Source organism: Mediterraneibacter catenae (assembly GCF_008691045.1).
Taxonomy (GTDB): domain Bacteria; phylum Bacillota; class Clostridia; order Lachnospirales; family Lachnospiraceae; genus Mediterraneibacter; species Mediterraneibacter ornithocaccae.
On sequence record NZ_VMSO01000007.1, the window covers coordinates 34380 to 52149 of the forward strand.

Annotated in this window: 20 protein-coding genes and 1 pseudogene; 20 read left to right on the plus strand and 1 reads right to left on the minus strand. The window is 45.8% G+C overall.

Going from position 1 to position 17770, the window contains the following annotated elements; translation table 11 throughout:
* Nucleotides 1-4 precede the first annotated feature (4 nt).
* From hisB to rsfS, 18 genes and pseudogenes are all read left to right on the plus strand, one after another.
* On the plus strand, nucleotides 5-595 hold the full coding sequence (gene hisB / locus FNY66_RS06960; protein ID WP_087150444.1) for an imidazoleglycerol-phosphate dehydratase HisB: 591 nt from the start codon (nucleotides 5-7) through the stop codon (nucleotides 593-595).
* A 76-nt stretch (nucleotides 596-671) separates the two neighbouring features.
* Complete coding sequence (gene hisIE / locus FNY66_RS06965) at nucleotides 672-1955, plus strand: bifunctional phosphoribosyl-AMP cyclohydrolase/phosphoribosyl-ATP diphosphatase HisIE (RefSeq protein WP_150310684.1); 1284 nt, start codon at nucleotides 672-674, stop codon at nucleotides 1953-1955.
* A gap of 108 nt (nucleotides 1956-2063) precedes the next feature.
* Nucleotides 2064-2384 carry a hypothetical protein gene (locus tag FNY66_RS06970; protein WP_087150446.1) on the plus strand — a complete coding sequence of 107 codons (321 nt, stop codon included), beginning with the start codon at nucleotides 2064-2066 and terminating at the stop codon, nucleotides 2382-2384.
* A 15-nt stretch (nucleotides 2385-2399) separates the two neighbouring features.
* Nucleotides 2400-3053 (plus strand): annotated as a pseudogene (locus FNY66_RS06975) (family 1 glycosylhydrolase); the annotation flags it as partial.
* 103 nt (nucleotides 3054-3156) lie between these two features.
* A complete protein-coding gene (locus FNY66_RS06980) occupies nucleotides 3157-4839 on the plus strand; it encodes a glycoside hydrolase family 13 protein (protein WP_150310747.1) in 1683 nt (560 codons plus the stop codon).
* Between the two features lie 119 nt (nucleotides 4840-4958).
* Complete coding sequence (locus FNY66_RS06985) at nucleotides 4959-6824, plus strand: TIGR03960 family B12-binding radical SAM protein (RefSeq protein ID WP_150310685.1); 1866 nt, start codon at nucleotides 4959-4961, stop codon at nucleotides 6822-6824.
* Complete coding sequence (locus FNY66_RS06990) at nucleotides 6808-7602, plus strand: TIGR03936 family radical SAM-associated protein (RefSeq protein ID WP_150310686.1); 795 nt, start codon at nucleotides 6808-6810, stop codon at nucleotides 7600-7602. The genes FNY66_RS06985 and FNY66_RS06990 overlap by 17 nt, the downstream gene beginning before the upstream one ends.
* On the plus strand, nucleotides 7599-8795 hold the full coding sequence (locus FNY66_RS06995; protein WP_150310687.1) for a ribonuclease E/G: 1197 nt from the start codon (nucleotides 7599-7601) through the stop codon (nucleotides 8793-8795). The genes FNY66_RS06990 and FNY66_RS06995 overlap by 4 nt, the downstream gene beginning before the upstream one ends.
* Before the next feature lie 186 nt (nucleotides 8796-8981).
* Nucleotides 8982-10301, plus strand: coding sequence for an aspartate kinase (locus tag FNY66_RS07000; protein WP_087150532.1), 1320 nt, complete (start codon nucleotides 8982-8984; stop codon nucleotides 10299-10301).
* A 21-nt stretch (nucleotides 10302-10322) separates the two neighbouring features.
* Nucleotides 10323-10742 carry a CBS domain-containing protein gene (locus FNY66_RS07005; RefSeq protein ID WP_087150451.1) on the plus strand — a complete coding sequence of 140 codons (420 nt, stop codon included), beginning with the start codon at nucleotides 10323-10325 and terminating at the stop codon, nucleotides 10740-10742.
* A gap of 115 nt (nucleotides 10743-10857) precedes the next feature.
* Nucleotides 10858-11166 carry a 50S ribosomal protein L21 gene (rplU, locus tag FNY66_RS07010; RefSeq protein ID WP_087150452.1) on the plus strand — a complete coding sequence of 103 codons (309 nt, stop codon included), beginning with the start codon at nucleotides 10858-10860 and terminating at the stop codon, nucleotides 11164-11166.
* A gap of 9 nt (nucleotides 11167-11175) precedes the next feature.
* Nucleotides 11176-11508: a ribosomal-processing cysteine protease Prp gene (locus FNY66_RS07015; protein ID WP_150310688.1), complete on the plus strand. Its 333-nt coding sequence runs from the start codon at nucleotides 11176-11178 to the stop codon at nucleotides 11506-11508.
* Nucleotides 11509-11513: 5 nt separating this feature from the next.
* Nucleotides 11514-11798 carry a 50S ribosomal protein L27 gene (gene rpmA / locus FNY66_RS07020; RefSeq protein WP_087150454.1) on the plus strand — a complete coding sequence of 95 codons (285 nt, stop codon included), beginning with the start codon at nucleotides 11514-11516 and terminating at the stop codon, nucleotides 11796-11798.
* A 66-nt stretch (nucleotides 11799-11864) separates the two neighbouring features.
* Nucleotides 11865-13148 carry a GTPase ObgE gene (gene obgE / locus FNY66_RS07025; RefSeq protein ID WP_087150455.1) on the plus strand — a complete coding sequence of 428 codons (1284 nt, stop codon included), beginning with the start codon at nucleotides 11865-11867 and terminating at the stop codon, nucleotides 13146-13148.
* A gap of 40 nt (nucleotides 13149-13188) precedes the next feature.
* On the plus strand, nucleotides 13189-13482 hold the full coding sequence (gene yhbY, locus FNY66_RS07030) for a ribosome assembly RNA-binding protein YhbY (RefSeq protein ID WP_087150456.1): 294 nt from the start codon (nucleotides 13189-13191) through the stop codon (nucleotides 13480-13482).
* Nucleotides 13483-13532: 50 nt separating this feature from the next.
* Nucleotides 13533-14147, plus strand: coding sequence for a nicotinate-nucleotide adenylyltransferase (nadD, locus tag FNY66_RS07035; protein WP_150310689.1), 615 nt, complete (start codon nucleotides 13533-13535; stop codon nucleotides 14145-14147).
* Nucleotides 14148-14171: 24 nt separating this feature from the next.
* Nucleotides 14172-14738 (plus strand): bis(5'-nucleosyl)-tetraphosphatase (symmetrical) YqeK, encoded by a 567-nt coding sequence (gene yqeK, locus FNY66_RS07040; RefSeq protein WP_087150458.1) that lies wholly within the window; start codon nucleotides 14172-14174, stop codon nucleotides 14736-14738.
* 43 nt (nucleotides 14739-14781) lie between these two features.
* Nucleotides 14782-15141 carry a ribosome silencing factor gene (rsfS, locus tag FNY66_RS07045; protein WP_150310690.1) on the plus strand — a complete coding sequence of 120 codons (360 nt, stop codon included), beginning with the start codon at nucleotides 14782-14784 and terminating at the stop codon, nucleotides 15139-15141.
* A gap of 54 nt (nucleotides 15142-15195) precedes the next feature.
* Here the strand turns inward: rsfS and lexA are convergent, their stop codons facing one another.
* Nucleotides 15196-15813, minus strand: a complete 618-nt coding sequence (gene lexA / locus FNY66_RS07050; protein ID WP_087150460.1) for a transcriptional repressor LexA — start codon at nucleotides 15811-15813, stop codon at nucleotides 15196-15198.
* A gap of 246 nt (nucleotides 15814-16059) precedes the next feature.
* On the opposite strand from lexA, the gene yneA reads away from it, so the two are divergent.
* Together yneA and FNY66_RS07060 are read left to right on the plus strand one after the other, a co-directional pair.
* Nucleotides 16060-16401 carry a cell division suppressor protein YneA gene (gene yneA / locus FNY66_RS07055; RefSeq protein ID WP_150310691.1) on the plus strand — a complete coding sequence of 114 codons (342 nt, stop codon included), beginning with the start codon at nucleotides 16060-16062 and terminating at the stop codon, nucleotides 16399-16401.
* A 298-nt stretch (nucleotides 16402-16699) separates the two neighbouring features.
* Nucleotides 16700-17761, plus strand: a complete 1062-nt coding sequence (locus FNY66_RS07060; protein ID WP_150310692.1) for a tyrosine-type recombinase/integrase — start codon at nucleotides 16700-16702, stop codon at nucleotides 17759-17761.
* Nucleotides 17762-17770 lie beyond the last annotated feature (9 nt).

Genomic DNA, 17770 nt, shown 5'->3' on the forward strand with positions numbered 1-17770 from the left:
GATCATGGAACAGAGAATCGGAAGCTGTACCAGGAAAACAAAAGAAACTGATATCTCCCTGTCCATCAATCTGGACGGCCGGGGAAAGAACCGGATCGATACCGGAATCCCGTTCTTTGACCATATGCTGGACGGATTTGCCCGCCACGGCCTCTTTGATCTCGATGTAAAGGTGAACGGAGATCTCGATGTCGACAGTCATCACACGATCGAGGATACAGGTATTGTGCTCGGACAGGCCATCGCTGAAGCGCTCGGAGACAAGGCAGGGATCAAAAGGTACGGTTACTTCATCCTCCCCATGGATGAGGTCCTTGCACTCTCGGCAGTCGATCTGTCGGGCCGCCCGTACTTAAAATATGACGCAGAGTTTACCGTACCCCGGCTCGGCACAATGGATACTGAGATGGTCCGGGAATTTTTCTATGCTGTCTCATACAGCGCAGCTATGAATCTGCATCTGAAGATCATGGAACCGGGCAACAACCACCATATGGCGGAAGCTCTGTTCAAAGCATTCGGAAAAGCGCTTGACATGGCTGTTTCAGAAGAACCGAGAGTACAGGAAGTCTGGTCGACTAAAGGCACCCTTTGATCTGATATCATGATATTCCGGGCCGGGCATAATTTATATAAACTGACAAGAACTGATAAAAGGAGAACTGATATACATGAGCTATAAAAGACTGACTCCATGCATTTTCATCGATGGAGGCAAGGCAGTGCAGTGGTTTGATGACAGGACACTGCTGTCTGACGATGTCGTCGCCCTTGCAAAACAGTACTGTGACAGGGGAGCTGATGAGCTGATCGTATTTGACCTGTCCACATCGGACGAAGAGCATGACGAAGCGATAGACCTGATCAAGAAAATAAACCGGGTGATCAGTATTCCAATGATCGCCGGAGGAAATATACGACGCGCCGAGGATGTCAAGAAGATCCTCTATGCAGGGGCAAAACGCGCTGTCCTGAACTTTTCAAAATCTCTTTCCATAGACCTCATCGAAGAGGTATCCAAACGTTTCGGAAAAGAGAGGATCGCTGTTTCCCTGAATGACTTTGACGCACTGTTCAAAATGCAGCATCTGATCGAAGAGTACAGCACAGAGATTGTGTTCATGCACCGTCTCGATCTGAACTCTGTTATGAATATCACGAAGCTTCCCTGCGTCGTACTTACAGACACAATGGAGCAGAGCGAGATCCTGCGGATTTTAAAATGCGACGGTATCAAAGGCGTATCCGGCCTCTTTATCAGCAGGCTGGACATGGATTTCAAGGAATTCAAGGAAATCTGTGCAGATGCCGGTATCAAGATGACATCTTTCGAGAGCATTCTGGACTTCTCGGAATTTAAGCTGAATTCCGACGGACTCATTCCTGTCATCGTACAGGACTACAAGACAAATGAAGTCCTCATGATGGCTTACATGAATGAGGAAGCATTTGACCACACGGTAAAAACCGGACGCATGACATACTACAGCAGAAGCAGACAGTGCCAGTGGGTAAAGGGAGAGACCTCCGGTCATTTCCAGTATGTGAAATCACTTTCTATCGACTGTGATAAAGATACGCTCCTGGCAAAAGTAGAGCAGATCGGTGCTGCGTGTCATACGGGCAACCGTTCCTGCTTCTATACTACGATCGTCGGGGCTGACTACGACGCCAAGAATCCGCTCCAGGTATTCGAGTCTGTCTATAATACGATCGTGGATCGCAGAGAGCACCCGAAAGAAGGATCTTATACAAACTATCTCTTTGAGAAGGGCATCGACAAGATCTTAAAGAAAGTAGGAGAGGAAGCGACCGAGATTGTTATCGCAGCCAAGAATCCGAATCCGGAGGAGATTAAATATGAAATCTCCGACTTCCTGTATCATGCCATGGTACTCATGGTAGAGCGGGGCGTCACCTGGGAGGATATCACAAACGAACTGGCTGACCGATAAAGCTGTCTGATCACACAGCAGTTCCATATATCAGAACAGAAGAACTGTTCTAAGAAAGTATTCAGGGACATAGATTATGATAAATGATCTATGTCCCTGAGGTTTATTATGAATGATTCAGAAATGCGCCGGAGAGAACTGCTGAGACAGACGCGGAAGCTTTATGACGATAGAAGAGACATCCCTGCTGTCCATCCGAGATACGGGAGGATCTATCATGATCTCTACAAAAACGGGGATGAAGAGCAGGAAACACCCGGAGGTACATTTTACATACGGCTTGTGATCGGCATCCTGTGCTTTGTCTGCTTTGTCTATATGGATCAGAGTAAGGCGGAGATTGCGCAGGTAAACAGCACATCAATCGTAAATCAGATTGAGAAAGAGATGGATACCAATGCGATTATAGAAGCATGGAAGGCACTGTAATTTTCCGCCGTGATACTGATTGACTTCTATCTGCGCTTTGCAAAGGTTCTCTTTGAACGTTACAAAGGCAGAGTGAAATACTGGCTGACCTTCAACGAGATCAATATGCTCACCGAGCCGTTCGGCGCTGTATTCTGCGCCGGAATGCTCGATGAAGCAGACAACAACGAGGAGACACGCTATCAGGCAATGCATCATCAGCTTGTGGCAAGTGCCCTTGCAGTTAGAATGGCTCATGAGATAGATCCCGAAAATAAACTCGGCTGCATGCTCGCATATCATAACGGCTATCCCTACACCTGCCATCCGAAAGATGTATTCTTTGCGCAGCAGTATGGACAGATCCCTATCATGATCGTTGAGAATGGTCTGGGCGCAGTTGATGAAATCACTGAAGACGACCGGATTCATGACGATTACCGTATCGACTATATGCGTCAGCATATTGTAGAAATGAAGGAAGCACTGTGCGACGGAGTCGATCTGATCGGATATACCTGTTGGGGATGCACGGATGTTGTCAGTGCTTCGACCGGGGAAGTGAAAAAACGCTATGGTCTCATCTTCGTTGACAAATACGACAATGGCACAGGGGATATGTCCCGTAAGCGGAAAGATTCTTTCTACTGGTATAAGAAAGTAATAGAAAGCAACGGAGAAATCCTGTAAAATAGAAATAGGGCAGCAAACCGCCGGACTTAATGTCAAGCTCGGCGGTTTGTTCTATATCACTTAATATTTCTTTAAGACTAAGAAAGGAATGGAAGAATCAATGGACAGGAAATGGTGGAAGGAAAGTGTTGTATATCAGATTTATCCGAGGAGTTTTTACGACAGCAACGGGGACGGAATCGGCGATCTGAACGGTATCACGGAAAAGCTGGATTATCTGAAAGAACTGGGCGTTGATGTAATCTGGCTCTCGCCGGTCTACCAGTCGCCCAATGACGACAATGGTTATGATATCAGTGACTACCGTGCGATCATGAAAGAGTTCGGAACGATGGAAGATTATGACAGAATGCTCGACGAGGCGCATAAGAGAGGCATCCGCATCGTTATGGACCTTGTGGTAAATCATACTTCTGACGAGCATAAATGGTTTATAGAGAGCCGCAAATCAAAAGATAATCCGTACAGGGATTACTATATCTGGCGTCCAGCCAAAGACGGAAAGGAGCCGAACAACTGGGGATCCTGCTTCTCCGGTTCCGCGTGGGAATACGACAGTACAACTGATATGTATTTTCTCCATCTGTTCTCCAGAAAGCAGCCGGATCTGAACTGGGATAACCCAAAGGTGAGAAGAGAAGTATACGACATGATGAACTGGTGGCTGGACAAAGGAGTGGACGGTTTCCGCATGGATGTGATCAGCCTTATTTCCAAAGATCAGACATTCCCGGACGGCGAACCTGGCATCAACGGCTATGCAAGCTTCAATGAGCCTGCCAACGGTCCTCATGTCCATGAATATCTTCAGGAAATGAGAAGAGAAGTTCTGGACGGAAGAGAAACTCTTACCGTAGGTGAGTGTTCCGGCGTTACACTTGATGAAGCTAAAAAATACGCACGGAGCGATGGGAAAGAATTAAATATGGTATTCCAGTTTGAACACATGGATGTAGACGCGGATGGCACAAACAAGTGGGCGGATAAAAAAATGGATCTGCGGGATCTGAAAAAGATTCTGACAAAATGGCAGAAAGGTCTTGATACCATTGCATGGAACAGCCTGTTCTGGGAAAATCATGATCAGCCCCGCTCAGTATCCCGATTCGGGAATGACGGAGAATACCGTGAAATGTCCGCCAAAATGCTTGCCACCTGCCTTCACATGATGCAGGGCACGCCCTATATCTATCAGGGAGAGGAACTGGGCATGACTAATGTGCCATTTAAAGACATCTCAGACTTCCGTGATCTTGACAGTATCAACGCATGGCACGAACTGGTTGGACAGGGTGTATTCACTGAGGATGAAATGATGAAATACCTGCGGTACAAAAGCCGCGATAATGCCCGCACGCCGTTTCAGTGGGACGATACAGAAAATGCAGGTTTTACGACAGGCTCGCCGTGGATCATGGTTAATCCGAACTACAAGGAAATCAATGCCAAAGATCAGTTAGAAAGAGAAGATTCTGTCTTCCGTTATTACCAGAAGCTGATCCGCCTCAGAAAAGAGCATGAGATCATCGTGTACGGAAGTTATGACCTTGTTCTCCCCGAAGACAGAGAGCTATATGTATATACCCGGACACTCAAAAATGAAAAACTGCTTATTATATGCAATTTCTACGGAAATACACGGATATTTGCACTGCCTGGGGGGTGGACAAAAAAGACCTCAAAACTTCTGATCGGAAATTATGGGGATCTTTTGTATGCGAGAGACAATAGAAATACTGTGTTCATAAGACCATATGAGGCATTAGTGCTCAAATCTCTGTAAAATGCTGAAAATGGAAGAATTCTTATAACATATAATATTCCTATTTGCCATGGCAGGATGATTAGTGTATACTTAGCATGGTTTATTATTATCTATAAAAACATATATCAGGAGTTATTATGCGAAAACTTGCATTAAGTGATGAAATATTACTAAATATCGAGAAGCCTGCGCGTTACATCGGCGGAGAGATCAATTCAGTAATGAAAGATAAGGAAAAGGTGGATATCCGTTTTGCGATGTGCTTCCCGGACGTATACGAGATCGGTATGTCACATCTGGGTATCCAGATCCTCTACGACATGTTCAACCGCAGGGAAGACACATGGTGTGAACGGGTCTACTCGCCATGGCTCGATCTGGACAAGGTGCTGAGGGATAGAAATATCCCTCTCTTTGCGTTGGAATCCCAGGATCCGGTACGGGATTTTGACTTTCTCGGCATTACGATCCAGTTCGAGATGTGCTACACAAATATCCTGCAGATCCTCGACCTCAGCCAGATCCCGCTTCATGCGGCGGACCGGACGGAAGAGGATCCCATTGTGATCGGCGGCGGACCGTGCACGTACAATCCTGAGCCGCTGGCCGAATTCTTCGACATTTTCTATATCGGGGAAGGGGAGACCGTCTATGATGAACTCCTCGACACATATAAAGAGTGGAAGACATCCGGTGGCTCAAGAAGGGATTTCCTGCGGCAGGCTGCCCGGATCGAGGGACTGTATGTACCTCAGTTTTATGATGCATCTTATCATACGGACGGTACGATCAAGTCCTTTACTCCCAATGAGCCTGCAGCGCCTGAAAAAGTCAGGAAACAGGTCGTTATGGAAGTAAGCGATGCGCCGTATCCGATGAATCCGGTGGTCCCATTTATCAAAGTAACACAAGATCGTGTTGTCCTCGAAATACAGCGGGGATGCATCCGCGGATGCCGCTTCTGCCAGGCAGGAATGCTCTACAGGCCCACCCGTGAACGGAATGTAGAAAGGTTAAAAGAATATGCCCGCACAATGTTGAAAAATACCGGACACGAGGAGATCTCCCTAAGCTCATTAAGCTCCAGCGACTACTCGGAACTCAATGAGCTGGTGACCTTTTTGATCGATGAATTTAAAGACAAGGGGATCAATATCTCCCTGCCATCCCTGCGTATCGATGCCTTTTCTCTTGATGTCATGAGCAAGGTGCAGGATGTCCGAAAGAGCAGTCTGACTTTTGCTCCGGAAGCCGGCTCTCAGCGCATGCGCAACGTGATCAACAAAGGGCTGACAGAAGAGGACATCCTGACCGGAGCGGGACAGGCATTCGAGGGCGGATGGACGAAAGTCAAGCTCTATTTCATGCTCGGACTGCCCACGGAGACAGAGGAAGATATGAAGGAGATTGCCCGGCTTTCAGACCGGGTGGCACGCAGATATTACGAGATACCAAAAGAGCAGCGGCACGGGAAATGTCAGATCACAGCCAGTTCATCTTTCTTCGTGCCAAAGCCCTTTACACCGTTCCAGTGGGCATCCATGTATACAGCAGAAGAGTATGATAGAAGGGCGCATATCGTAAATGACGAATTCCGCGAACAGCTGAACCGCAAGAGCCTGAAATACAACTGGCATGACGCACAGGTCACTGTACTCGAGGGCGTGATGGCAAGAGGCGACCGCAGGATTGCTCCCGTTATTGAGGAAGCATATCGTCTCGGATGTCTGTTTGACTCGTGGACGGAGACATTCCGCAATGATCTGTGGATGGAAGCATTTGAAAACACAGGTGTGGATATCTCATTCTATAACCAGAGGGTGCGTGAAAAAGATGAGATATTCCCGTGGGATTTCATCGATATCGGCGTGAGCCGTTCCTTCCTGTACCGGGAATGGGAGCGCGCTCTAAATGAGACAGTGACTCCCAACTGCCGGGAGAAATGTTCCGGCTGCGGAGCTGCAGGATTTGGAGGAGGTGTCTGCTATGAAGGTAAGAATTAAATTCAGAAAATATGGTGTCCTGAGATTTATCGGACACCTGGACGTGATGCGCTTCTTCCAGAAAGTAATGCGTCGGGCGGACATCCCGATCGCCTTCACCGGCGGATTCAGCCCTCATATGATCATGTCTTTTGCCAGTCCGCTCGGGATCGGTCTGGAAAGTGACGGAGAATATCTGGATATCGAACTCAGAGAACCTATCGACAGCGACATAGCGGTGCGCAGGATGAATGAAGTTACGGTCGAGGGAATTGAAGTATTAAGTTTCCGGCAGATTGCAGAAGAAAAGAAAATGACCGGCATGACTATACTTGCGGCGGCGGATTATCTGATCTCCCCCAAACCCGGAATCACTGGGAGCGACAGCCAGACATCCGGCATGGTTTCTGACAACACACGCACAGCCGGCACACTTCCCGATCACTGGCAGGAACGGTTCACCTCCTTTATGAATCAGGACGAGATCCGCGTTATCAAACAGACAAAACGGAGTGAGAAAGAAGTCGACATACGTCCTTTGATCTATGAATGGGAATTCCGCGGAGATTCAGTCTATGTCCGGACAGCCGCAGGAAGTGCACAGAACCTGAAACCTGAGCTGATCATGGATTCATTTCTGAAATATGCCGAATATCCTTCTGCAGATACAGATTCACTCAATGCAGGATCCTTTGTCTACAGAAGACTTGAAATGTATGCCGATGCAGGAAAAGACGGGAATCGTGAACTTGTCACACTTGAGTCACTCGGAAGAGAAATAAGGGGAGAGATAAATTGAAACGGAAACTCCTGATTGAAAAAAGGGACAACAGGATAAGGACATATTTCATAGAAGACGGCGATATCGTAGAGATACACAGTGCTTCCGCTTCGCCATCGGAGGCGGACAGGCACCGTCTCGGTGATATTTATATCGGAAAGGTGAGCAACATCGTTCCTAATATCGGCGCAGCCTTTATCGAGATCGAGAAAGGCGTGAACTGCTACTACGATATGAAGGATGTAAAAAGCGCGATATTCACGCACAAATCCGGAAACAAACAGCTCTGTATCGGTGATGAACTCGTCGTACAGATCAGCCGTGAGGCAATTAAGACAAAAGCCCCAACCGTGACAGGGAATTTGAGCTTTACCGGAAGATACGCCGTACTTACGCACGGAAATACCCGGATCGGGGTTTCTTCCAAGATACCGAAATCTCTAAGGGAAGAATATAAAAGGGAACTTGCCGGTCTACAGAACGATGATTTCGGTCTCATTGTCCGCACAAACGCGAAGGATGCGCCGTTTGAGGATGTACTGGAGGAAATCAATGCACTGAAAGACGAATATTACAGCCTCGTCAGGACTGCGGAGACAAGAGTCTGTTTTTCATGCCTTAAATCCGCTCCGCCGTCTTATATCGCTGATCTGAAAAATGTATATATGGATGGCATGGAAGCGATTATTATCGGCGATCATGATTTGTATACACGTATACATATGTTTTTCCAGGCAGAACTTCCGGAAAAACTTGACTTGCTTGAACTCTATGATAACCCGTCATTTCCTCTGGATAAACTCTACAGCACACAGACCGCTCTCGACAAAGCGCTTATGGAGAGAGCATGGCTGAAAACGGGAGGATATCTCATTATACAGCCTACCGAAGCCCTGACAGTGATAGATGTCAACTCCGGCAAGAATACTTCGAAGTCGGACAGCGAGGACGGAGCCATGAAGGTCAATCTCGAAGCGGCAAGAGAGGCTGCCCGGCAGATCAGGCTGCGGAACCTGTCAGGGATTATCATTGTAGACTTCATTAATCTCAAAAGAGATGAGAACACACAGAGACTCCTGCATGAATTCAGATATTATCTGTCAAAAGATCCGATCCAGACAACGCTTGTAGATATGACGACTCTCGGTCTCGTAGAAGTCACAAGGAAAAAGGTCAGACGTCCCCTGTATGAAGAGGAGCGCCTGAAATAGTCTGCGGCACATATAACGCGGTATTCCGTAATGAGAAATTTCTCAAATTTTCGTTTACAAGCGGAAGAACCGGCGTTATAATATTGAGTCGAGAGTGCCCGCTTAAGGATGAGCGCGGGCGTACTGTTACGAGAATGACAGATATCTATTATTTAATGAAGAGACACATTTGGAGGAAATGAAGAAATGAAGAAAGTGGTTAAGTTCGGAGGCAGTTCTCTGGCAAATGCCGAGCAGTTCAAAAAGGTCGGCGCGATCATCACAGAGGACGAATCCAGGAGGTACGTAGTTCCGTCAGCACCCGGCAAGCGCTTTTCCAGCGACATTAAAGTGACGGATATGCTTTATTCCTGCTATGAGTCCGCAGTAAACGGCAATGATTTTTCAGAGCAGCTGTCACAGATCAAAGAGCGCTATCAGGAAATCATAGACGGGCTGAACCTCTCCTTTTCACTGGAGAACGATTTTGAAAAGATCAGTGAGGATTTCAGCAATCATGCAGGTCAGGACTATGCAGCCTCAAGAGGTGAATTTTTAAATGGAAAGATTATGGCGTCCTATCTTGGCTTTGACTTTGTCGATGCCGCAGAAGTCGTTCGTTTTGACGACAAAGGTGAATTTGATGCAGACACGACAAATGAGCTGCTCTCAAGAAGGCTGGAGCACATGCCGGCAGCAGTAATCCCGGGATTCTACGGAGCGAAGGCAGACGGGGAAGTCGTAACATTCTCCCGAGGCGGTTCTGATATCACCGGTTCTCTTGTGGCACTTGCAGTCGGGGCAGATCTTTATGAAAACTGGACTGATGTATCCGGATTCCTGATTGCAGATCCGCGAATCGTCAAAAGCCCGAAATCTATCGAGACGATCACTTATAAAGAGCTGCGTGAGCTTTCTTACATGGGCGCGAGCGTACTGCACGAGGACGCGATCTTCCCTGTAAGAAAAGCAGGTATTCCGATCAATATCCGGAACACAAACAGACCGCAGGACAAAGGAACTCTCATCGTGGAAAGCACCTGCCGCCAGCCGAAGTACACGATTACAGGTATCGCGGGAACGGACGGATTTGCCGCGATCACAGTAGAGAAGGCAATGATGAATTCAGAAGTCGGATTCTGCCGGAAAGTACTTCAGATCTTTGAGGACAACGGCGTATCTATCGAACATATGCCGTCCGGCATTGATACAATGTCGATTTTTGTCAATAAGGATTCTTTTGAAGACAAAGAGCAGAAAATCCTCTCTGACATTAATAAGACAGTAAATCCGGATCATATTGAACTTGAGTCTGATCTTGCGCTGATCGCAGTCGTAGGACGCGGCATGAAATCTACAAGAGGAACTGCCGGAAGGATCTTCTCTGCACTGGCGCACGCTCATATCAATGTCAAAATGATCGACCAGGGCTCCAGTGAGCTGAACATCATTATCGGTGTACGCCATGAAGACTTCAAGGCTGCCATACGAGCATTATACGAGATTTTTGTTCTTACTCAGATTTAGGAAAGGCGAGACACATTTAAGATGAATATCCTGTTCTTTTTAAAACCGAAAAGCGAAGTTGCATATGTATATGACTACGGCACTCTGCGCCAGGTCCTTGAGACAATGGAATATCATAAATACGCTTCCATTCCCATGTTAAACAAGGCAGGAGAGTATGTAGGAACGATCACGGAAGGCGATCTTCTCTGGGGGATCAAAAGATATACAAATCTGAACCTGAAAGAAGCAGAGAACATATTTATCCAGGACTTTCCGCGTAAAGCGGATTATGCTCCGGTTTCCATAGACTCTGACATGGAAGACCTAATACGCAAATCCATGGATCAGAACTTTGTGCCGGTAGTTGACGATCAGAAAAAGTTCATCGGAATTGTAACGCGCAGGAGTATCATTGAATACTGTTACGAAAAACTGAAAAATTTACCTGAAAAGTATTGACTGGATAAAAATCCATATGCTATACTACACTAGTATGCCGCACAGCGAGGTTATACAAGATCTGCCATCCCGGCAGACACCGAAGCTGGCGAGTAATGTTTATAGGAGGTGCCATATGTACGCGATTATAGCAACAGGTGGTAAACAGTACAAAGTAGCTGAAGGCGATATCATTAAAGTAGAGAAACTTGGTGTGAATGCCGGAGAGACTTACACATTTGACCAGGTTCTCGCTGTAAATAATGACAAGCTGGTCGTTGGTAATCCGACTGTTGAAGGTGCAACAGTTACAGCTTCTGTAATCGGTGACGGAAAAGCGAAAAAAGTTGTCGTTTACAAGTACAAGAGAAAAACAGGCTACCATAAGAAAAACGGTCACAGACAGCAGTACACGGCTGTTAAGATCGACAAGATCAATGCGTAATCATTCCATATGATCAGGGTAACCATTTATAAGACCGACAGGCATGAATATGCAGGCTTTGACATATCAGGACACGCTGGATATTCCGATTCCGGAAATGATGTCGTATGCGCGGCAGTTTCTGCGATCGTCATCAATACGATCAACTCGATTGACCGTTTTACAGATGACAGGACGAGCAGTGTATCTGATGAGGAGTCGGGTACAATTGAATTTCGATTCAGGCAGATACCCTCGCATGATGCCTCACTTTTGCTGGATTCCATGGTTCTCGGTCTGGAACAGATAGAGGACAGCAATGAATACGAACCATACATTGACATTATTTTCAAGGAGGTGTAAGAACCATGATGAAAATGAATCTTCAGTTTTTTGCTCATAAAAAGGGAGTTGGTTCTACAAAGAACGGACGTGATTCCGAGGCCAAGAGACTGGGTGCGAAGAGAGCTGACGGACAGTTTGTAAAAGCCGGAAACATCCTCTACAGACAGCGCGGCACAAAGATTCACCCGGGTGTGAACGTAGGACGCGGTGGAGATGACACTCTGTTTGCACTGGTAGACGGTGTCGTAAGATACGAGAGAAAAGGAAGAGATAAGAAACAGGTTTCTATCTATCCGGTAGCTGAGTAAAACAGTCAGGCCCCAGACATATACAGTCTGGGGCTTTTATCACATTATCAGAGAAAAGGAGACGTTATGTTCGCTGACAGAGCTAAAATATATATCAGATCCGGAAAAGGCGGTGACGGACACTGCAGTTTCCGAAGAGAATTGTACGTGCCCAACGGCGGACCGGACGGCGGTGACGGCGGCCGCGGCGGCGACCTGATCTTCGAGGTAGACGAAGGTCTCAACACACTGTCTGATTACCGGCACAGACGCAAATATGCAGCCGGAGACGGAGAACCGGGCGGAAAACGCCGCTGTCACGGAAAGGACGGCAAGGATCTTGTGCTGTATGTACCGGAAGGTACTGTCATTAAGGAAGCCTCATCCGGCAAAGTGATCGCTGATATGTCAGGCGAGAACCGCCGTCAGGTTGTTTTAAAAGGCGGCAAAGGCGGCCTCGGCAATCAGCACTTCGCAACAGCAACTATGCAGGTACCGAAATATGCACAGCCCGGTCAGCCGGCACGCGAGCTCGAAGTCAATCTGGAGCTCAAAGTGATCGCCGACGTCGGCCTGATCGGTTTTCCGAATGTCGGCAAATCAACACTTCTGTCCAGAGTGACAAACGCAGAGCCGAAGATCGCCAATTATCACTTTACCACACTTACGCCTAACCTTGGAGTTGTGGACCTTGAAGGAGCAAAAGGCTTTGTAATGGCTGATATCCCGGGACTTATTGAAGGGGCATCCGAAGGCGTCGGACTCGGACACGAATTTCTCCGGCATATCGAACGCACGAAACTTATGATACATGTAGTCGATGCTGCCGGGACCGAAGGAAGAGATCCTATCGATGATATTTATAAAATTAATACAGAACTGGAGGCATATAATCCCGAAATAGCAAAACGTCCTCAGGTTATTGCTGCCAACAAGACAGATCTTATCTATGATCCGGACACTGATCCCGTCGAACGCCTGAAACAGGAATTTGAACCGAAAGGAATACGTGTATTTCCGATCTCCGGTGCTACCGGAAAAGGAGTGTCCGAGCTTCTCTATTATGTGAGCTCACAGCTCGATACTATGGACAGAACACCTGTTGTATTCGAGCAGGAGTATTTCCCGGAGGACGAATTAATCTACGAATCACTTCCGTATACTGTAGAAGTGCAGGATGATATGTACGTCGTAGAAGGGCCTAAGATCGAGAAGATGCTCGGCTATACAAATCTTGACTCAGAGAAGGGATTTGCATTTTTCCAGAAATTTTTAAAGGAAACCGGCATCCTCGATGAACTGGAGGCGAAAGGCATTCAGGAAGGTGACACAGTCAGGATGTACGGACTTCAGTTTGACTACTATAAATGATACAGTAAACATCGCTTTACAGATATAGAAGGAGAAGGTAATGACAACAAAACAAAGAGCTTATTTAAAAAGCCTGGCCATGACAATGGAACCTATCTTCCAGGTAGGTAAATCCAGCATGACGCCGGGGCTCACAGAAGCAATCTCAGAGGCTCTTGCAGCCCGGGAACTGATCAAGATCAGCGTCCTTAAAAACTGTGCTGACGATCCCCGTGAACTTGCCGAAATAATCGCAGAGCGCACCCGCTCACAGATAGTACAGGTCATCGGTAAGAAGATTGTGCTCTATCGCGAAGGAAAAGATGACAAGAAGAAAATCTTGCTTCCACAGTAATATGCTTTCGGACGAAACACATCAGACACTAAAAGATACAGGTGAATACAATGAAAATAGGAATCATGGGCGGTACTTTTGATCCGATCCACATCGGGCATCTCCTGCTCGGAGAATTTGCCTATGAGAATTTCCAGCTCGATGAGATATGGTTTCTCCCAAACGGAAATCCGCCCCACAAGACAACCGATGAGAGCGGGGTCTCTCTGGATGACCGAATTGAGATGGTGAGGCTTGCCACGGATGATATCCCTTATTTCCGCCTGAACCTCTATGAGGCGACATCCGGAAAACACTCATATACTTACAGTACGATGAGAGCACTTCGCGCGGCATATCCAGAGCACAGCTTTTTCTTCATACTCGGAGCTGATTCACTGTTCTCCATCGAACAGTGGAAGAATTTCCAGGAGATTTTCCCGTCCTGTACGATCCTTGCAGCTATGCGGGATGACAAGGACGCAGAAAGCATGAAAGTACAGATACAGTATCTGCATGAGAAATACGGGGCGGATATCAGACTCCTGCAGGCTCCTCTGGTAGAAATCTCATCGACAACTATAAGAGAGCGCGCAGCACAGGACCTGAGCATTCGTTATATGGTACCTGAGGTCGTATCAGAATATATCCACGCCAGATCTCTCTACAAACATCGATCAGAGTAAAAGCGTAAAAGGAGACGTACGGTAATGACAGAAGAATTGAAGGATATCCGCAAGGATCTTTCCAAGAAACTGAAAAAAGAACGGTTCGAGCACACGATCGGAGTGATGTATACAGCATCATCTCTGGCGATGTGTTATGACGAAGATATCCAGAAGGCACTCACGGCCGGATTGCTGCACGACTGCGGAAAATACTGTTCTTCAAAGGATCAGATCAAACTGTGCAGGAAATATAAGATCAGTCTCACTGACTCAGAACTGGAGATGCCGGCGCTCATCCATGCGAAACTGGGTGCATATCTGGCAAGACATGAATATAAAATAGAAGATCAGGATATCATTGACGCGATCACTTATCATACAACCGGAAGACCGGGAATGACACTGCTTGAGAAGATCATCTATATCGCCGATTATATCGAGCCGAACCGCAAGCTCATCCCCGGACTTGCTGAAATACGCAGCATTGTATTTCAGGATATCGACCGTGCGGTATATCTGTCTGCCCAGAGGACAGTCCGCTATTTAAAAGACGGTGGGAGAGCAGTAGATCCCATGACTATAAGCACCTGTGAATATTATAAAAAATAAATGACCAATATATCATTTTCTATAAAGCAAAGGGAGGTATGAAATGAACCAGTCAAAAGAGATGGCGCGCATCGCATATGATGCACTCAGTGACAAAAAAGGCGAAGATATCAAAATCATCGATATCACCGGCGTATCCGTACTCGCTGATTACTTCATCATCGCAACCGGAAACAGCGACAGTCAGGTAAATGCTCTTGTCGACAACGTGGAAGAAGAGCTCCACAAAGCAGGTTATCCGCTGAAACAGCGCGAGGGCCGCGCAAATTCAAGCTGGATACTGCTTGATTTCGGCGATATCATTGTCCACGTATTTGACAAGGAAAACCGCCTGTTTTATGATCTGGAAAGGATCTGGAAAGACGGACGCAATATCACACTCGAAGAACTGAAAGAAGATTAGCAGATATGTTAAAAAAGCATGCACTTCACTTTATTGAAGCACATGCTTTTTTCATTACTTGAATAATCTGATCACACCGATCACTTTTCCCAAAATAGAGACCTCTTTCACAATGATCGGGTCCATAAAATCATTTTCAGGCTGAAGGCGGTAAACTCCTTCTTCCTTATAAAAAGTCTTCACAGTAGCACTGTCGTCTACAAGTGCCACCACCATATCTCCGTTAGAAGCAGTCTGGTCTTCCTCCACAAGAACCATGTCACCGTCCAATATACCTGCGTTGATCATGCTTTCTCCCTTTACTTTCAGCATGAAAGTCTGTTTATTCGGCATATGTTCGATCGGGATAGGGAAGTAGTCCTCGATATTCTCCTGAGCCAGGATCGGCTGTCCTGCAGCAACCTGACCGACGATCGGTACGTTCACCATCTCTCGTCTCGTAAGATTAAAATTGTCATCCAGTATTTCAATTGCTCTGGGTTTCGTAGGATCTCTTCTTATATATCCGTTCTTCTCGAGCGTCTCCAGATGCGAGTGAACAGAAGATGTGGACTTCAGGTTAACTGCCTCGCATATCTCACGTACTGCCGGCGGGAATCCTCTCTGCAGAATCTGCATCTTGATATATTCTAAAATTTCCTGTTGTTTTTTACTTATCTTTCCCTTTGACATAATTCCCTCCGATAATTTTACTACTTAATATACTACCACAGCAAACCTGAAAAAGCAAACATTTGTTGCGAAAATATGTTCGATTTTCTTGTTGACAAACAGATGTTCGCATATTATAATACTAATTACAGAACAGTTGTTCGCGCAAATAGATGTTCGATTGTAAGTATACTTGTATACAATTTGTTTTGTATGGAGTAAAGTGATTATTGCATTTCAAATGCTGTTTAAAAAGGGGATTTAACGATGAGAAAGAGAAGTTCAGTACGTCCAGGGAAAAAAAGTTTTAAGAGATTATTTGCCGGAGTTATTTTAATATTGATTATATGTGTTTCATTCGGTGCATTTTTTGTATCTGCACATGAAAAATCAGGCACAGACGATATTGTATACAAGTATTATAAAAGTATTGAGATCCATCCGGGCGACACACTTTGGAATATTGCTGAAGATACAATGACTGATGAATACAGTTCTGTTGCAGAATACGTACAGGTCCTCAAGGATATGAATAACCTGCATTCTGATGATATTCAGGCTGGACAGAATCTGATCATTGCATACAATGATACAGCTTACCTGGAGTAATCCGGTATAATATATGTGATAGATTTTTAAAGTTACATACATTTTTATTTTGGTATCAATATACATCCCTATGTATTGATATAATATATACACCCACTTAAAAAGACCGAACAGAAGGAAGACTGCTTTTGAAATACCCTAATTCGAAAGAAGAGTCTGTTTCGGTCTTTTATCATGGCATTTCAATCTATACGACAAATACTGATTTTTCCAAAAGATATAGACAATTTAATACCTTTCAACTATAATAAATATTGTAAATACATTGTTTTTGGATCAATAAGGGGCACATATAACTATGGAAACATCAAAAACTTATCATGAACAGAAATATATTGATAATACATTGAGGCTCAGGTCTATCCTTGAGACTCTGCCGGCATTTGCAAAGGATTATTTCCGGGCAGTCGAACCGACCACATCTGCAAGGACACGTATTTCTTATGCATATGATATACGCGTTTTCTTTCATTTTTTAATGGAAAACAATCCTGTATACAAGAATTATACGATCGATCAGTTTACGCTGCATGATCTGGAGCGTCTGGAGCCTATAGATATTGAGGAATATCAGGAATATCTCAAAGTCTATGAAAACGACGAAAAAAAACAGATTACAAATACCGAGAAAGGCCTTGCGCGCAAGATGTCGGCACTTAGAAGTTTTTACAGTTATTTTTATAAGAGACAGGCGATATCAAAGAATCCGACATTGCTCGTAGATATGCCGAAATTACATGAAAAAGCAATTATACGCCTTGAAACGGATGAGGTGGCTAAGCTGCTTGACTATGTCGAACATGGCGGCGATAATCTTACCGGACAGCGCAAAGTATATTATGAAAAGACAAAAAACCGGGATCTGGCAATCCTGACACTTCTTCTGGGTACGGGAATCCGTGTATCTGAATGTGTCGGGCTGGATCTGCAGGATGTCGATTTTAAAAATAACGGGATTAAAGTCACACGCAAGGGCGGAAATGAAATGGTCGTATATTTCGGGGATGAAGTGGAAAATGCACTTAAGACATATATGTATACTACACGAAAAGCCACTCTCCCGCTCCCAGGTCATGAAAATGCGCTCTTTCTCTCCACTCAGAGAAAACGTATGGGTGTACAGGCCGTAGAAAACATGGTCAAAAAATATGCCCGCGAGGTGACTCCGAACAAGAAAATCACTCCGCACAAACTCCGCAGCACCTACGGCACGGCTCTTTATAAGGAAACCGGCGATATCTATCTTGTAGCCGATGTTCTCGGCCACAAAGACGTCAATACGACCAAGAAACATTACGCTGCTATCGATGAAAACCGCCGCAGAAAAGCCGCTGGTGCTGTCAAGCTGCGCGAAGTGTGATATTTCCCA

Coding starts and splice junctions, on each gene's coding strand:
- FNY66_RS06980 (WP_150310747.1), top strand. CDS start 3,157: ATGGACAGGAAATGGTGGAAGGAAAGTGTTGTATATCAGATTTATCCG.
- yneA (WP_150310691.1), top strand. CDS start 16,060: ATGAGAAAGAGAAGTTCAGTACGTCCAGGGAAAAAAAGTTTTAAGAGA.
- FNY66_RS07000 (WP_087150532.1), top strand. CDS start 8,982: ATGAAGAAAGTGGTTAAGTTCGGAGGCAGTTCTCTGGCAAATGCCGAG.
- FNY66_RS06970 (WP_087150446.1), top strand. CDS start 2,064: ATGAATGATTCAGAAATGCGCCGGAGAGAACTGCTGAGACAGACGCGG.
- obgE (WP_087150455.1), top strand. CDS start 11,865: ATGTTCGCTGACAGAGCTAAAATATATATCAGATCCGGAAAAGGCGGT.
- FNY66_RS06990 (WP_150310686.1), top strand. CDS start 6,808: ATGAAGGTAAGAATTAAATTCAGAAAATATGGTGTCCTGAGATTTATC.
- lexA (WP_087150460.1), bottom strand. CDS start 15,813: ATGTCAAAGGGAAAGATAAGTAAAAAACAACAGGAAATTTTAGAATAT.
- FNY66_RS06985 (WP_150310685.1), top strand. CDS start 4,959: ATGCGAAAACTTGCATTAAGTGATGAAATATTACTAAATATCGAGAAG.
- hisB (WP_087150444.1), top strand. CDS start 5: ATGGAACAGAGAATCGGAAGCTGTACCAGGAAAACAAAAGAAACTGAT.
- yqeK (WP_087150458.1), top strand. CDS start 14,172: ATGACAGAAGAATTGAAGGATATCCGCAAGGATCTTTCCAAGAAACTG.
- nadD (WP_150310689.1), top strand. CDS start 13,533: ATGAAAATAGGAATCATGGGCGGTACTTTTGATCCGATCCACATCGGG.
- rpmA (WP_087150454.1), top strand. CDS start 11,514: ATGATGAAAATGAATCTTCAGTTTTTTGCTCATAAAAAGGGAGTTGGT.
- rplU (WP_087150452.1), top strand. CDS start 10,858: ATGTACGCGATTATAGCAACAGGTGGTAAACAGTACAAAGTAGCTGAA.
- FNY66_RS07060 (WP_150310692.1), top strand. CDS start 16,700: ATGGAAACATCAAAAACTTATCATGAACAGAAATATATTGATAATACA.
- FNY66_RS07015 (WP_150310688.1), top strand. CDS start 11,176: ATGATCAGGGTAACCATTTATAAGACCGACAGGCATGAATATGCAGGC.
- FNY66_RS07005 (WP_087150451.1), top strand. CDS start 10,323: ATGAATATCCTGTTCTTTTTAAAACCGAAAAGCGAAGTTGCATATGTA.
- yhbY (WP_087150456.1), top strand. CDS start 13,189: ATGACAACAAAACAAAGAGCTTATTTAAAAAGCCTGGCCATGACAATG.
- rsfS (WP_150310690.1), top strand. CDS start 14,782: ATGAACCAGTCAAAAGAGATGGCGCGCATCGCATATGATGCACTCAGT.
- hisIE (WP_150310684.1), top strand. CDS start 672: ATGAGCTATAAAAGACTGACTCCATGCATTTTCATCGATGGAGGCAAG.